Below are 15493 nucleotides of genomic sequence, written 5' to 3' on the forward strand. Positions count from 1 at the left end.
CACGCGGGTGTGAAACAAATGAAACAGGTGAAACAAGATTTCGACTTAACGTATTGAAAATAAAATAATTACAAAAATGGAGTGAAACAAAATGAAACAAGATTTTGAGTTAATCTATTGACTATGAATCAATTGAAAAACCGGGTGAAATAAGAAGAAACAAACTCTTTTTACACTTTATAATTTACTCATGGCTGGTTTTACCCCGGAAACTGTAGAATAAGTATCCTAAAGCCGGCAGAATAAATAAACTGCCTATCAATAAAGCGATACCCAGGTCGTCGATAGTTTTTGTGGTAGCATGATCTGTTAAAAGCGACAGGTTTTTATTATTCTTACCCATGATAAAGTTAGGGTAGTGGGTGTAACCAACAGACAGCAAGATCATACTAACCTGGAATGCGGCAAATATCCGTGGGATCTGTTTGCGGCCTTTGGCGATAGTTATCCAAAGTAAAACTAACGATATAGATGCCGCAATTACCGCTGTTAAGCTAACGCGATTGCCAAAGATCCAATGCGCCATGTGGATGTTTAGGGTTTCAGCAGCAAGGAAAACCAAGCCGCCACAAAAAAAGGCGATGGCGTTAAGCACCTTTGCTTTTTTAATGAAGCGTTTAACATCAAAATCATCCGTGGCCTCCCCAATCAGGTATATAGCTGCTAAGAATCCGCATAGCGCAACTGTAAATAACCCCACAGCTATGCTGAACCAATTAAACCAGCTATAAATATAGGCCGTCATAAAATCGGTCGCACCAAAATCAATCTGCCTTGATATGGCGCTGCCTGCTATTATCCCCAAAAAAAGTGGGGTTAAAAAGCTGGAGTAAACAAATATGTTGTTATACACCCGTTGGGTGCGCTCACCTTTTATCGCGTCGTAATTACGGAATGCGAAGGCAGTACCACGCGCAATAATCCCCAACAACATGGCCAGCAGCGGGATATGCAGATAGGTGCACATCTTGCTATAAATATCAGGGAAACCAACAAACATAATTACCACCGCGATGATCAGCCACATATGGTTGGCTTCCCATATCGGGCCTATGGCCTGGTACATGGTGCTGCGGGTACGTTGCTTGTTGGTGTCGGATGTAAAAAGCTCAATTATCCCCGCGCCAAAATCGGCACCACCCAACAGGAAGTACAGCAGTATAGCGAAGAACAGGAAGATAATTACGACTGTTAACATTTGTTTTTGGTTGATTGGGTTGATTAAGTGAGTGGTTGATGAATAAGTGCTAACCACTCACTCAATCAACCACTCTCCAATTCACTTCACATCATATAATTCCGGTACCATCTTAATCTGTCTTTGCAGTAAAAATATTACGGCCAGGCTCAGGGTAAAATATATAAAGCTAAATATGTAAAACGAATATTGTATCCCCGGCATAGGGGTAACTGCGTCGGCGGTGCGCATTACGTCCTGTATTATCCAGGGTTGGCGGCCAACCTCGGTAACGGTCCAGCCTGCTTCTAAAGCAATAAAGCCTAAGGGTGTTGCCCATATAAATAATTTCAGGAACCATGCTTTGTCAAGCCACCGGCGTACTTTTAATGTGGCTGTTAAGTATAATATCCCCAGAGCCATCATAATCATCCCCAATCCCACCATTATCTGGAACGCGTAATGTGTTACCGCCACATTGGGCTGGTCTTTAACCGGGATCTTATCCAGCCCATTAACCTGCGTCTTAAAATTATCATGAACCAGGAAACTCAACAAGCCGGGGATTTCAATACCGTAATTAACCTTCTTAGCGGCGGTATCAGGTATGCCACCTATAACCAATGGCGCATATTCCTGTGTATGAAAGTAAGCCTCCATGGCAGCCAGCTTAGCCGGCTGGCGTTTAGCTGCGTGTTTGGCTGATATATCGCCGCTTAAAGGCTGTAATATAGCGGCTATCGAAGCAAATATAATAGCGATCTTAAATGCTTTAGTGTGAAATATAACATTTTGCTTGCGGTAGATCATCAATGCATGGATGCCCGCAACCGCAAATCCCGTTGCCGAAAAGGCGGCTATCGTCATATGTAGCGACTCGGAAAACCAGGCGCCGTTAAACATGGCCTTCATGGGGTCTATATTTAAGTATTGACCATTTACATAATCAAATCCCGACGGGCTGTTCATCCAGGCATTGGCAGATACCACCAATATGCCCGATAAGATCCCGCTGATACCAACCATCACTCCGGTAAACCAGTGGAACCATTTGTTAAACCTGTTCCACCCGTAAAGGAAAAAACCTAAGGCAATCGCCTCAATAAAAAACGCCACACCTTCTAACGAGAACGGCATCCCGAAAATTGGCCCGGCATGCTCCATAAACCTGGGCCATAACAAACCCAATTCGAATGATAACATAGTGCCCGATACCGCGCCCGTAGCAAAAAATATAGCCACACCCTTGCTCCAGGCCTGGGTAATGTTTTTATAAACAGGGTTTTGTGTTTTAATGTATTTGTAATGCGATATCGCCATAAAAACAGGCATCACCATACCAATACACGAGTAGATGATGTGAAAGCCCAGCGATAGGGCCATTTGCGATCTGGCGGCTAAAAAATCGTTCATGTTTCTGTGATAAACAGGATGTTCAAAGATAAACGTTGATAGCCAAAGGAAGGTAACGAGTTAAAAATTAAACTAATACATAATGATTTTAAATTGATATTATTTTAGTGAGGGCGGTGGGTGTGGGGTAACTTTGCTGATTTTTATATTTGAGTAGTTGTTTAGGCGTTGCCTGCGGCCCAGGCTTTCCGCTCATACTGCGCAAGGCATTAGCCACAGGCCGGTCCAAAGGACTCCTTCGGAGTATCCGCTGCTTAACGCGCAGGGCGTATACCTGTCCGCGTCGACTCACCCCGACTACGCTTCGCTGGTCGACCCTCTCTTCGCCTTCGGCGGAAAGAGGGTTGTTGCGGTTGTTTATTTATTATTAAGGTGATTTTTTATTGTATTTAAAATATTTTTTGTGTCGTTTATGATTTGGTCGTTTTCAAATCTTAGGATGGTCAAGTTGAGCGCTACCAACACCTCATCTCGGTTTTTATCATATTCTTGTTTTATCAAATGAATTGGGCCGTCAGCCTCTATTACTAATTTTGCTTTATGGCAATAAAAATCTGGTATAAAATACTTGTTGTATCCATAAGCTGTAACGCAGACGGGATATTGACGCAAAAACTTGTACCCGGCCAATTTTCGGTTTCTAAGATGTTCCCATAAAATTTTCTCCGCCGGTGTTTCACGTTGCCGTAATTCGCGACAAAATTCTACTACAGTTTGCATAAACCAAAATAAGGAAAATTTCTAAAAAAAATCCCTAACCCTCTTTCCGCCGAAGGCGAAGAGAGGGTGGCCCAGCGAAGCGTAGGCCGGGTGAGTCGCCGCGGATAGGTAAACGACCTTATGCACCGCCCTGCGCGTTTGGGTCCCGATAGCTATCGGGAGTAGTGAAAAGCCCGCAGCAGCAGGGCCCTGTGCTGTGGGGGCGAGGACTTGTAACGTAAAGCCCAGGCCGAAGACAACGCCCAACTTCCTCACCTCAACACCCGCTGTTACCTTTTTTATTACCCCACATCTACAATTTTGATTATTTATTCTGATAACATATCTTTATCATCATCATTACACTGATCTATTAACATGAAAGTAAACAAGATTATTTTTGCGCTGTCATTAATAACAAGCGCCCTGGCTGTAAAAGCACAAACTACCGAAACTGCTCCGCCTAAATACGATCAGCATAAGGTATTTAATCCGTTGTTTTACCAGCAAAACAGTACGCAAACCCGTACAGCGGGAGGCGCTCCAAGCGCAAAATACTGGCAAAACCGTGCAGACTATAAACTAAACGTAACGTTAGATACCACCAAGCACCGCGTAACCGGCAGCGCTGTTATAACCTATACCAATAACAGCCCCGATGGCTTACCGTTTTTATGGTTGCAGGTAGATCAGAATATTTACCGCGAAGATTCGCGTGCGCAGGCTACCAGCCCGGTAACCGGCGGCCGCTTTACCAATAAAACTTATACCAATGGCAGCGAGATAAAAGGCGTTTACATTATCACTAATGGCAAAGCCGAAAAAGCAAACTACCTGATCACGGATACCCGTATGCAGATTAAGCTGAAAGATTCGCTAAAAGCCGGTGGCAAAAAAATTGATATTAAAGTTGATTACGCGTTTGATGTTCCCGAGTATGGTACCGATCGTATGGGACGCTTGAAAACCAAAGCTGGCTGGGTGTATGAAATTGCACAATGGTTCCCGCGTATGGAAGTTTATGACGACATAAGCGGCTGGAACACTATCCCATACATGGGCGCATCTGAGTTTTACCTGGAATATGGCAATATTGATTATACCATAACCGCGCCTGCGGGACTGATTGTTACCGGATCGGGCGAGTTATTGAACCCGACCGAAGTATTGTCGCCAACTGCTTTAAGCCGTTTGGCTGCTGCCAAAAACAGCGAAAAAACTGTTAGCATAAGGGATGAGGCAGATATTGCCAATCCAAAATCATATCCTCAAAAACCAACACTTACCTGGCATTTTTACTGTAAACAAACCCGTGATGTAGCCTGGGCGGCATCAAAAGCGTTTGTTTGGGACGCGGCACGCATTAACCTGCCAAGTGGTAAAAAAGCGCTGGCACAATCTGTTTACCCGGCCGAAGTTAAAGGCGATAAAGCCTGGGGCCGATCTACAGAATATGTAAAAGCTTGTATCGAGCTTTACTCGCAACAATGGTTTGAGTATACTTACCCGGTTGCAACTAACGTTGCAGGTATAGTAGGCGGCATGGAATATCCGGGTATTGTTTTCTGCGGATGGACATCAAAAACTGGTGGCCTGTGGGGTGTAACCAACCACGAGTTTGGCCACAACTGGTTCCCGATGATCGTAGGATCAAACGAACGTAAATTTGCCTGGATGGATGAAGGTTTTAACACTTTCATTAACTCGGTTGATACCAAAGTGTTTAACAAAGGCGAGTATGATGAGAAAGATGATGTACAGGCCGGAGCCAAAAGTATGTTTAGCCCGGATGCAGACCCGATAATGACCACGCCGGATGTTATCCAGCCCGATTATTTAGGTTACGCGGCTTATAATAAACCTGCCCTTGGGTTGACTATACTGCGCGAACAGATATTAGGTGAGGAACGTTTTGACTATGCCTTCAGAACCTATATTAAACGCTGGGCCTTTAAACACCCAACGCCATGGGACTTTTTCCACACCATGGATAACGCCGCAGGCGAGGACCTGAGCTGGTTTTGGAACGAATGGTTCATGAGTACCATGAGCTTGGATCAATCGGTAAAGGCTATAGATTATAACGAGGGCGACCCATCAAAGGGTTCATTAATAACTATTGAGAATTTAGGCGAAATGGCGCTGCCGGTAACCGCTGTTATAAAAGAAGAAAATGGCAAAACCGGAACCGTGAAACTACCTGCCGAAATTTGGCAGCGCGGTGGCGAATGGACCTTCCCGTATAAATCAACTTCAAAAGTAACCCTGGTAACGCTTGATCCTGAACATAAATTACCGGATGTTAACCCTGATAATAATGCTTTAAGCGGCGTTAAAATACCAACCGGGGTTACCGCTGCAACTGTTATTACTAATTACCTTAATGCTATTGGCGGTGCCGATAAAGTTAAAGCTATAAAAGATTTGACTATTAACGCGGCAGGCACACTGCAAGGTGTAAGTGTAGAATTAGTTAACCGTTATGAATCGCCTGATAAGTTTGAGTATAATGCTATAGCGCCATCATATAATAACTATGTGGTATTACACTTGAAAGCCAATGGCGATAGTGTAAGCTCGGTAGCACAAAACCAGGTGGTAAAAAACAACCCGAAGCAATCTCAAAAGAACACTATTTATCGTTTTGGATTTTTCCCTGAGTTGGATTATAATAAGGAAGGTTATACGTTGACTTTAGATAACTCGCTGCGCGTTGTTGGTGACGTGCCTGCCTACCTGGTAGTGGTAACACACCCGGATGGTGTAAAGGTAAAAGCTTACTTCGACCCGGTAACCGGCTATAAATTAAAGCAGGTTACTGATGTACCAAACGGCTCGCCAACAGAGTTTGGCGATTATCGCGAAGTAAGCGGGATCAAGATCCCTTATAATGTTAAAACCATACTGTTAGGCGTTCCTGTTGAATTAAAGGTTAGCAACGCAACCGCTAATACAGGTTTAACTAACGAACAGTTTAAATAACAACTACTGTTATCTATAAAATTGAAAAGGCTCCGGGTGATCGGGGCCTTTTTTGTAAATACCAAACAGAGGCGTAGCCTCGCTTCATATTGTAGCACCGGGTTTCAACCCGGTGAACGGTAAAAGATATAAATATGAGTGCTGTAGGCACGACACATATTATATGGGCCGAGCCTACGGCTCTTTACTTATTTTGTTTCGATATACAACGGGTTGAAACCCGTTGCTACAAAATGTGCCGAGCCGATGGCTCTTGAAAGAACGGAACTCTATTATCATTCAGGATAATATATTATTTATTGAAGTTGATAAGAAAAAGATTTTATAACTTGTAATCAAAAAGATTGTTGTTTTTATAAACCGCATTAATTATGAACTCACGTCGCGATTTTTTACAGAAGTTAGGAGTATCAACTATAGCCTTGCAGCTTGCATCGGTTAATGTATGGGCTAATGATAAAAATACAAAGCAAGAACCTTATGCTGGCCCGGTGTTACGGGTAGCCATAATGGGGCTTGGCAGTTATGGTACCCGGGTTGCCGGCGCTATGCAATCGTGTACTAAAGCTAAATTGGTTGGCGCCATAAGCGGCACGCCTAAAAAACTAACCGACTGGCAGGATAGCTTTGGCGTCCCGGCTAAGAATTGCTACAACTACCAAACTTATCATCAAATTAAAAACAACCCGGATATAGACGCGGTATATATAACCACGCCCAATGGCTTGCACCATGACATGGCTTTGGCTGTTGCCAAAGCAGGTAAGCACGTAATATGCGAAAAACCTATGGCGCTAAATGCCAAACAGGGGCAGGAGATGGTTGATGCCTGTAAAGCGGCAGGCGTAAAGCTATTGGTGGGCTACCGCATGCACTTTGAGCCACATACGCTCGAAGTTATCCGCATGCGTAAGGCAGGCGAACTGGGCAAGATCTTATTCTTCCAGGGTCTTTGCGGCTTTAAAATTGGCGACCCTAAGCAATGGCGGTTAAATAAAGAACTGGCCGGTGGCGGTTCTTTAATGGATATTGGTATTTACGCCATTAACGGCGCACGCTATATGACCGGTGAAGAACCCATCTGGGTAACCGCACAGGAAACAAAAACCGACCCGGTGAAATTTAAAGAAGGGGTTGACGAAACCATCCAGTTTCAGTTTGGCTTTCCAAGCGGGGCTACAGCATCCTGCTTATCAACCTACAATCAAAATAACCTTGATAAATTTTATCTGAATGGCGAAAAAGGCTGGGCCGAAATGCAGCCATCCACAGGCTATGGGCCTATAAAAGGCCGCACAAACAAAGGAGAGTTGAATCAGCCGGTTACCATCCACCAAACCGTACAGATGGATGAGTTTTCAGATATTTTATTTAACGGTAAGCAACCACCCGTGCCTGTTGATGGGAACGAAGCTGTAAAGGACCTGAAAATCATTGACGCGATATATCTGGCGGTGAAGACGGGGAAAAAGGTGGAGTTGAGTTTGTAAAATAAGTATAAATTAATTGTCCCCTCAGGGTCTCTTGAAAAGGACCCTGAGGATTTAGCGCAACTCACGGTCGGCTACGAGAGGCCCAGAGGGACGGGGAAGAAGGTGGAGCTGACTTTGTAAGTCCAAATAACTATTTTTACAACATTTTATAGTACGGTGCGTTTAAAGAGGAAGCCATATTGTTCCAATGATACTATTTGCATACGCAGGCAACATGAACCTGGAGAAATTCGCGAAGACCGTACCGTCTGCTAAAAAGATAGGTGTGGCCAAGCTGCCCGGTTATACATTTGCTTTTAACAGCACCGGCGAGGATGAATCGGCTAAAGCCAATGTAATGAAATCGTATGAGCCCGACGCTATAGTCTGGGGTACGCTCATTGAATTGGACGATGAAGAACGTGGTAACTTTCACGATCCGTTATGGAACACTACCCTGAAGCTTGAAACTGCAATGTGTTTTGACCTGAATGATAATATATACCATGCCGAGATCTTTGTAACACAACCTCATGCCATCAGTTCGCACCTTTTACCTTACGACTGGTATCATGCTAAAATATTAAAACTGGCTAAGGATGCAGGCTTGCCTGCTCAATATATCAGCCAGATAGCTATAATGCCCTATAAGATAGACCCGGACGAGGTGCGCCGGCAACGAAGATTGAAGAACTTATAAACATAAACAACAAAGCCGCCCTGATATTGAGGCGGCTTTGTTATTTAGCCTTTTTTTGGCTGCGTGCCCGTGGTTTGATCGCCACCACGCTTTTTCATTTTAGCTTTACGGGTTTCCTTCAATTGTACGTATGTTTTTTGCTGATCGGCGGTAAGTACCGCGTTCACCTGGTCTTCTGATGTTTGCATCAGCGCTTTAATGGCTTGCCTGTTAGCTTTTTTATCATCAGTAGTATTCGCTTTTAGGCTGTCAACCTTTGTAGCTCTTGCCAATAATATAGTATTGATCTTTTCGGCTTGTGTAGCATCCAGGTTTAAGTTCTTTTGTAAAGCCTTCATCTGGTGTGTCACCCGTTTATCCGGTGACTTGGTTAAGAGCTGTGCATTTGCAAACATTACCGACCCTGCCAGTAAACCTGCTATTAAAAGTAATTTCTTCATGTTTCTTATTTTTTTGTGCATTACTTTGATAGCCGGATAGTTAAAAGGTTTAACATCAAATAAAAAAAGCCCCTACGATGGTAGGGGCCTTGCTGTATAGTATAATAGTATTATAACAAGTTACTGTCAGTAAGCACCTGGTTCATGGCACGTACCGCATCAGCACTTTTGTTAAATGATGCTTGCTCATCGGCAGTTAATTTAAAATCAACCACTTTCTCCCAGCCGCCTTTACCTAATATAACCGGCACCACTAATGAGATGTCTTTCTGACCGTATTCGCCATCTAAAGCAACACCGCAAGAGATCAGTTTCTTCTGGTCGCGTACAATAGCCTCAACCATAAATGCGGTACCTGCACCCGGGGCGTACCAGGCAGATGTACCGATCAATCCGGTTAAAGTAGCGCCACCAACCATAGTAGATTTAACTATTTTGTCTTGCTGCTCCTGGGTTAAGAATTGAGTAACAGGAATACTGTTCCATGTAGCGTGGTTAATCAACGGGATCATGGTGGTATCACCGTGGCCGCCAATAACTACCGCGTTCAGGTCAGCAGGCGAGCAGCCTAATTCCTGGCTCAGGTAATATTTAAACCTTGCCGAATCTAATGCGCCACCCATACCTATAATACGGTTTTTAGGCAAGCCAGACGTTTTAAGGGTTAAGTAGTTCATGGTATCCATTGGGTTTGAAACCACAATGATGATGGTGTTAGGCGAATGCTTTAAGATGTTTTCGGTAACGCTTTTTACAATACCTGCGTTTACACCTATCAGTTCCTCGCGGGTCATGCCCGGTTTACGCGGCAGGCCAGAGGTTATAATAACAACTTCCGAATCGGCAGTAGCTGCATAATCGTTGGTTACGCCTTTTATTTTAGTATCAAACTCCAGCAGGGCAGAGGTTTGCATCATGTCGATAGCCTTGCCTTCGGCAAACCCCTCACGGATGTCTAATAAAATAAGTTCTTCTGCTAATTCTTTTCTGGCGATGTTATCCGCACATGTAGCGCCAACAGCACCGGCACCAACAACTGTTATTTTCATAGTATAATTTGTTTGTTTAATTGTTATGAAGCTATCATGGGTGGTTATTTTATTTAATGGAAACCCATGATTGTTTCATATGTTTATTTGTTTTATAAAGAAGGAATTAAATTGCGTGCAATTTTAATAAAAAATTATAAAATACTGTCGCTGCATTGTTAAAATAGCATTATTAGTATATAAACACAGCGTTTTATTCTTTTTAATTTATAATGGTTAGTTGGTTGTATTACTGTATAATGCTATTGTTTGATAGTTAAAAGTTTATAGAAATTTGTAAAAACAGTCGATTTGTATTTTTTAAGGCTTTATTTTATTGTTTTTGTCGTCATTAAATAGTTTTATTGTAACAATTTATATTTTTTTTAACTTTTTTTGATAAATTTTGTAAAAAATAGAAATATTAATATAAATTTGCTACCATATACTTAAGCGATACGCTTGAAAATATAATCTGAATCAAACTTTACAAAAAATAATTTAAAAACATGGCAACAAAACTCGAGTACATTTGGCTTGATGGATACAAACCAACCCAAAGCCTGCGTAGCAAAACAAAAATCGTAAAATCTTTTAGCGGTAAGGTTGAAGACCTTGAAAACTGGAGCTTCGACGGTTCATCAACAGAACAGGCACCGGGTGGTTCGTCAGATTGTATCTTGAAACCTGTTTTTACTTGCCCTGATCCGCAAAGAAAAGACGCGCATTTAGTAATGTGCGAAGTATTGGATTCAAAAGGTCAGCCACATGAGTCAAACGGCCGTGCGCTTATCCAGGATGATGATAATGATTTTTGGTTTGGTTTTGAGCAAGAGTATTTCTTATGGGATCCAAAAACCGACAAACCTTTGGGTTTCCCGGCAGGTGGTTACCCGGCACCGCAAGGTCCTTACTACTGCTCTGTAGGTGCTAACAATGCATATGGCCGCGAAATTGTTGAAGAACACTTAGACGTATGTTTAGAGGCTGGCTTAAACGTTGAAGGTATCAACGCCGAAGTTGCTGCCGGGCAATGGGAATTCCAGATCTTCGCTAAGGGCGCTAAAGAAGCTGGTGACCAAATTTGGGTTGCACGTTACTTATTAGAAAGAATAGGCGAAAGCTATGGCGTTGCTATTAACTGGCATTGCAAACCATTAGGTACTTTAGATTGGAACGGTTCGGGTATGCACGCTAACTTCTCAAATACATTATTACGTACTGCTAACAGCGAAGCTAAATTTAAAGCTGTTTGCGAGGCATTCCGCCCTGCAGTTGCTGAGTGTGTTGCTGTTTACGGTGCACACAATGAATTACGTTTAACCGGAAAACACGAAACAGCATCTATCAATGATTTTAGCTATGGTGTATCAGATCGTGGTGCTTCTATCCGTATCCCACTTTACGTTGTAGATCATCAGTGGAGTGGTTACTTGGAAGATCGTCGCCCTAACTCGGCTGCCGATCCATACAAAGTAGCTGCGGTTATCATTAAAACTGTAAAAACCGCTAAAGTTTAATACTTAGCTAACTAAATATGCAAATAGCGATGGGTTTTAAACCCATCGCTATTTTTGTTTCAGGTAATTTATATACTCCCCTGAACTAATTTCTAATAACCCATCAACCGACAGATTGTACAAATACACATAGCAGTCTAATGAACCATTCTCAGTTTCGACAGGTAATAAATCTCGAATAAATAAATTGGGTTGATCTTGCTCCTGGCCAAAGCCTTCATAATCATCAAGTATCACCAACGCTTCAGCGGAAGTCAATCTGAAAATGCTTCCAGTTATGTAGTAATCATCAGAAGTGCCGGTTATTGTCCCAGGGTATTCCCCAATATCAAACAATCTGCCTTTAAACCTACCTGTACTATAAAATGTAGCGTTGTTTTTCAAGTAATTGGCAAATTCATTATCGGCGTTTAGTAACGAACCATACACAAACAACAAATCATTTATCATTTTAAAATATAAATTTTAGGTTAGGATAGCTATCTTGCTTAATATTGAATGATTTTTTATCCGAGCCATGAACGAGCATCAAATTACAGCATATATACAAGAAAATAACATACAAAAAATAAAATTTGCCTTTGCCGATATTGACGGGGTACTACGCGGAAAAGTAATCCACACCAAAAAATTCCTTGATGGTTTGCAAAGCGGTTATGGCTTTTGCGATGTGGTTTTTGGGTGGGATAGCAGCGATGTATGTTATGATAATGTAGAACTTACCGGCTGGCATACTGGCTACCCTGATAAGCCGTGCCATATTGATCTCTCAACCTTTCGGCAGGTGCCGTGGCAGGATAATATCCCTTTCTTTATTGGTGATTTTAGCGATGCAGATGGTAAAGGCTTAGCAGCCTGCCCACGCAGTTTGTTAAAACGCATTACCAAAGAGTGCGAGGCTTTAGGCTTTCACCCCGAATTTGCGCAAGAGTTTGAATGGTTCAACTTTAGAGAGACGCCGCAAAGTTTACAGGATAAAAGCTTTACCAACCTCGAGCCATTAACGCCGGGAATGTTTGGATATTCCATATTAAGAACGTCAGAGAACAGCGAATTTTGTGAGGACCTGGTCGATCTGCTTGCTAAATTTAATATCCCTTTGGAAGGATTTCATACAGAAACCGGCCCGGGGGTTTATGAAGCGGCGATATTGCACACGCACATAATGGAAGCTGCAGATAGGGCAGCGCTGTTAAAAACAGCTGTTAAAGAGATAGCATACAAGCACGGCATCGTAGCCACGTTTATGGCTAAGTGGAATGAGAATCTGCCGGGATGCGGCGGTCATATCCATCAAAGCTTGTGGAATAAACATCAAACCAAAAATTTGTTTTATGATGGCAAGGACGCCAATAAAATGAGCGAGCTGCATAAACAATACTTAGCGGGCCAGTTATATTGTCTGCCGCATATCTTACCCATGTATGCACCAACTATAAACAGCTATAAGCGCCTGATTGAAGGTGCCTGGGCACCAACTACTATAACCTGGGCTGTTGAGAACAGGACTACCGCATTTAGAGTGCTAAACTCGACAGAAGGGTATACCCGTTTAGAAACAAGGATTCCCGGGGCCGACACTAATCCATATTTAGCCATGTCTGCCGCGCTGGCGTCGGGCTTGTATGGCATTAAAAATAAGCTGAGTTTGGATGTGCCGCAAACGGTTGGTAATGGTTACCAAAATGCAGCCAATGGTAAAATACAACCTAATTTGTATGAAGCAACTGTCGATATGAAAAACTCAGACATTGCTAAAGAGCTATTGGGAGCTGATTTTGTTGAGCACTTTACGCAAACCCGTTTATGGGAGTGCAGGCAATTTGCCAAAAGTGTTACCGATTGGGAGCTGAAAAGATATTTTGAAATAATATAATCGATTATAACCTGTATTAAATGCGTTTTATCCAAAAGGCTATAGCCTGTTTGTGGGCTTTTGCTGGGTTTTTTAATGTACATCCATGCAATGCGCAAATTACCGTTAATACCGGTTGGGAAGTTTATGGAGGGTCAAAAAAGTCTATCAGGTACTCATCACTTAAACAGGTTAACACCACCAACGTTAAACAACTACAGGTTGCCTGGACCTATCATACCAATGACGCCGATGTAAAAGCATCACAAATGCAATGTAATCCTATAATTGTAAACGGTATTTTATATGGTAGTACGCCTCATTTAAGCTTAATTGCATTAGATGCGGCCACCGGCGAACAAAAATGGATATTTAAACCAGAGACTTATTTAGGTGGTAAAGTAAACCTTAGCCTTCAAAATAACCGGGGCGTTACATACTGGGCCAACGGAAATGATAAAAGGATATTGTTTGGTGCCGGATCGAACGTATACGAACTCAATGCCGAAACAGGTGAATTAATAAAGAGCTTCGGCAATAACGGTGCTATAGACCTGCATGATAACCTGGAACTGGTAAATAAAAACACCTATATCTCGGCCACATCGCCCGGCATCATTTACAAAGATTTATATATTGTAGGCGGTAGGGTAAATGAGAGCGCCAACGCCGCGCCAGGCAGTATCCGCGCGTTTGATGTGCGTACAGGAAAGCTGCGCTGGATCTTCCACACCATACCACACCCAGGCGAGTTTGGTTATAATACCTGGGAAGATAAGGAAGCCTGGAAACATATAGGCGGGGCCAACTGCTGGTCGGGTTTTAGTATGGACGAAAAACGGGGCATATTATATGCGCCTACAGGCTCAGCATCTTTCGATTTTTATGGCGGCAAAAGGTTAGGGTCGGGGTTGTTTGCCAATAGTTTGCTGGCGCTTGATGCCGCTACAGGAAAATTAAAATGGCATTACCAGGTTATCCACCACGATATGTGGGATAAGGACCTGCCAACTGCGCCCGCGTTAGTCACCATTAAAAGAAAAGGTAAATTGATTGACGCCGTGGCACAGCCTACCAAGCATGGGTTTGTATTTGTATTGGACAGGGTTACCGGCAAACCATTATATCCCATCATTGAAAAACCTGTTTCAACTATAAGTGAACTGGATGGCGAAAAACCCTGGCCAACGCAGCCCATACCAGCCCTGCCTAAACCATTTGTAAGGCAAACATTTACTGAGAATGATATTAATCCCTATATATCTGCAGAATCAAAAGCTGAGGTATTGAGCCGACTGAAAGGTTATCGTTACGGCGATATGTTTTTGCCGCCGGGTAAACAGTCATCTGTTATATTCCCCGGGTTTGACGGAGGGGCAGAGTGGGGCGGGCCAGCTTATGATCCACGGAGTGGGTTGTTATATATCAATGCCAATGAAATGCCGTGGATCCTGACCATGATCGATGCGAAAAAGCGTCCCGACAAAGTTGAAACCTATGCCGCAGCAGGCGAACGTTTGTTTGCCAAAAACTGTATGAGCTGTCACGGCCAAAACAGGGAAGGAGCAGGCAACGCGCCAACGCTTATCGGTATTGAAAAGAAATATACCCGCAACCAAATTGATACACTATTACAAACAGGCCGTAGGATGATGCCTGCTTTTAAAGATATTGCTAAACAAGAACGGGAAGCTATTTTAGCTTTTATAACTAATAACGAAACTGAGGGTAAACGTAAGTTAACCAGCCCTGCACCGATAGATCCATATTTTGATCTGCCTTACGAGATGACAGGTTATAATAAATTCTTAACCGCTGAAGGCTTACCGGCTACATCGCCGCCGTGGGGGACTTTAAATGCCATCAACTTAAATACAGGTAAAATAGCCTGGAAGATCCCGTTAGGCGAAGATGATAATTTGACCAAGCAAGGCTTCCCGATAACCGGAACCGAAAATTACGGTGGGCCTGTAGTAACAGCCGGTGGGTTGGTGTTTATTGCAGCCACAAAAGATAAAAAGATGCGCGCTTTTGATAAGCGAAATGGAAAGTTACTTTGGGAAGCAACGCTGCCGTCTGCAGGTTTTGCTACGCCAAGCGTTTACCTGTTAAATGGTAAGCAATACCTGGTTATTGCTTGTGGCGGGGGTAAGTTAGGTGCGCCGTCCGGCGATGCTTACGTGGCTTTCGCGTTGCCCGGTAAATAG

The 15493-nt window shown here is 43.1% G+C and carries 12 protein-coding genes; 6 read left to right on the forward strand and 6 right to left on the reverse strand.

The features are described 5' to 3' along the window. Window positions 1–184 precede the first annotated feature (184 nt). The 3 genes from ABIB50_RS02315 to ABIB50_RS02325 form a co-directional block, all read right to left on the reverse strand. A complete protein-coding gene (locus ABIB50_RS02315; protein ID WP_429376921.1) occupies window positions 185–1198 on the reverse strand; it encodes a cytochrome d ubiquinol oxidase subunit II in 1014 nt (337 codons plus the stop codon). Window positions 1199–1279: 81 nt separating this feature from the next. Continuing rightward, a complete protein-coding gene (locus ABIB50_RS02320) occupies window positions 1280–2590 on the reverse strand; it encodes a cytochrome ubiquinol oxidase subunit I (RefSeq protein WP_429376923.1) in 1311 nt (436 codons plus the stop codon). Between the two features lie 357 nt (window positions 2591–2947). Beyond that, window positions 2948–3310: an endonuclease domain-containing protein gene (locus ABIB50_RS02325; protein WP_429376925.1), complete on the reverse strand. Its 363-nt coding sequence runs from the start codon at window positions 3308–3310 to the stop codon at window positions 2948–2950. 357 nt (window positions 3311–3667) lie between these two features. Between ABIB50_RS02325 and ABIB50_RS02330 the strand changes: the two genes are divergently transcribed. The 3 genes from ABIB50_RS02330 (at window position 3668) to ABIB50_RS02340 (ending at window position 8443) form a co-directional block, all read left to right on the forward strand. Next, on the forward strand, window positions 3668–6271 hold the full coding sequence (locus ABIB50_RS02330; RefSeq protein ID WP_429376927.1) for a M1 family metallopeptidase: 2604 nt from the start codon (window positions 3668–3670) through the stop codon (window positions 6269–6271). A 371-nt stretch (window positions 6272–6642) separates the two neighbouring features. Continuing rightward, window positions 6643–7761 carry a Gfo/Idh/MocA family protein gene (locus tag ABIB50_RS02335; RefSeq protein WP_429376929.1) on the forward strand — a complete coding sequence of 373 codons (1119 nt, stop codon included), beginning with the start codon at window positions 6643–6645 and terminating at the stop codon, window positions 7759–7761. Window positions 7762–7951: 190 nt separating this feature from the next. Continuing rightward, on the forward strand, window positions 7952–8443 hold the full coding sequence (locus tag ABIB50_RS02340) for a gamma-glutamylcyclotransferase family protein (RefSeq protein WP_429376931.1): 492 nt from the start codon (window positions 7952–7954) through the stop codon (window positions 8441–8443). 44 nt (window positions 8444–8487) lie between these two features. On the opposite strand, the gene ABIB50_RS02345 is transcribed toward ABIB50_RS02340, so the two are convergent. Continuing rightward, window positions 8488–8883 (reverse strand): hypothetical protein, encoded by a 396-nt coding sequence (locus ABIB50_RS02345; RefSeq protein WP_429376933.1) that lies wholly within the window; start codon window positions 8881–8883, stop codon window positions 8488–8490. A gap of 110 nt (window positions 8884–8993) precedes the next feature. Beyond that, a complete protein-coding gene (gene mdh, locus ABIB50_RS02350) occupies window positions 8994–9932 on the reverse strand; it encodes a malate dehydrogenase (protein ID WP_429376935.1) in 939 nt (312 codons plus the stop codon). Between the two features lie 488 nt (window positions 9933–10420). Here mdh and ABIB50_RS02355 point away from each other — a divergent pair, with 488 nt between their 5' ends. Then, window positions 10421–11431 carry a glutamine synthetase beta-grasp domain-containing protein gene (locus ABIB50_RS02355; protein WP_429376937.1) on the forward strand — a complete coding sequence of 337 codons (1011 nt, stop codon included), beginning with the start codon at window positions 10421–10423 and terminating at the stop codon, window positions 11429–11431. A 48-nt stretch (window positions 11432–11479) separates the two neighbouring features. Here the strand turns inward: ABIB50_RS02355 and ABIB50_RS02360 are convergent, their stop codons facing one another. After that, window positions 11480–11881, reverse strand: coding sequence for a gamma-glutamylcyclotransferase family protein (locus ABIB50_RS02360; RefSeq protein WP_429376939.1), 402 nt, complete (start codon window positions 11879–11881; stop codon window positions 11480–11482). A 67-nt stretch (window positions 11882–11948) separates the two neighbouring features. Here ABIB50_RS02360 and ABIB50_RS02365 point away from each other — a divergent pair, with 67 nt between their 5' ends. Further along, on the forward strand, window positions 11949–13307 hold the full coding sequence (locus tag ABIB50_RS02365; protein ID WP_429376941.1) for a glutamine synthetase family protein: 1359 nt from the start codon (window positions 11949–11951) through the stop codon (window positions 13305–13307). 20 nt (window positions 13308–13327) lie between these two features. Next, window positions 13328–15493, forward strand: coding sequence for a PQQ-binding-like beta-propeller repeat protein (locus ABIB50_RS02370; protein ID WP_429376943.1), 2166 nt, complete (start codon window positions 13328–13330; stop codon window positions 15491–15493).

Source organism: Mucilaginibacter sp. UYCu711, assembly GCF_050433825.1.
Taxonomy (GTDB): domain Bacteria; phylum Bacteroidota; class Bacteroidia; order Sphingobacteriales; family Sphingobacteriaceae; genus Mucilaginibacter.

Coding starts and splice junctions, on each gene's coding strand:
- ABIB50_RS02315 (WP_429376921.1), bottom strand. CDS start 1,198: ATGTTAACAGTCGTAATTATCTTCCTGTTCTTCGCTATACTGCTGTAC.
- ABIB50_RS02320 (WP_429376923.1), bottom strand. CDS start 2,590: ATGAACGATTTTTTAGCCGCCAGATCGCAAATGGCCCTATCGCTGGGC.
- ABIB50_RS02325 (WP_429376925.1), bottom strand. CDS start 3,310: ATGCAAACTGTAGTAGAATTTTGTCGCGAATTACGGCAACGTGAAACA.
- ABIB50_RS02330 (WP_429376927.1), top strand. CDS start 3,668: ATGAAAGTAAACAAGATTATTTTTGCGCTGTCATTAATAACAAGCGCC.
- ABIB50_RS02335 (WP_429376929.1), top strand. CDS start 6,643: ATGAACTCACGTCGCGATTTTTTACAGAAGTTAGGAGTATCAACTATA.
- ABIB50_RS02340 (WP_429376931.1), top strand. CDS start 7,952: ATGATACTATTTGCATACGCAGGCAACATGAACCTGGAGAAATTCGCG.
- ABIB50_RS02345 (WP_429376933.1), bottom strand. CDS start 8,883: ATGAAGAAATTACTTTTAATAGCAGGTTTACTGGCAGGGTCGGTAATG.
- mdh (WP_429376935.1), bottom strand. CDS start 9,932: ATGAAAATAACAGTTGTTGGTGCCGGTGCTGTTGGCGCTACATGTGCG.
- ABIB50_RS02355 (WP_429376937.1), top strand. CDS start 10,421: ATGGCAACAAAACTCGAGTACATTTGGCTTGATGGATACAAACCAACC.
- ABIB50_RS02360 (WP_429376939.1), bottom strand. CDS start 11,881: ATGATAAATGATTTGTTGTTTGTGTATGGTTCGTTACTAAACGCCGAT.
- ABIB50_RS02365 (WP_429376941.1), top strand. CDS start 11,949: ATGAACGAGCATCAAATTACAGCATATATACAAGAAAATAACATACAA.
- ABIB50_RS02370 (WP_429376943.1), top strand. CDS start 13,328: ATGCGTTTTATCCAAAAGGCTATAGCCTGTTTGTGGGCTTTTGCTGGG.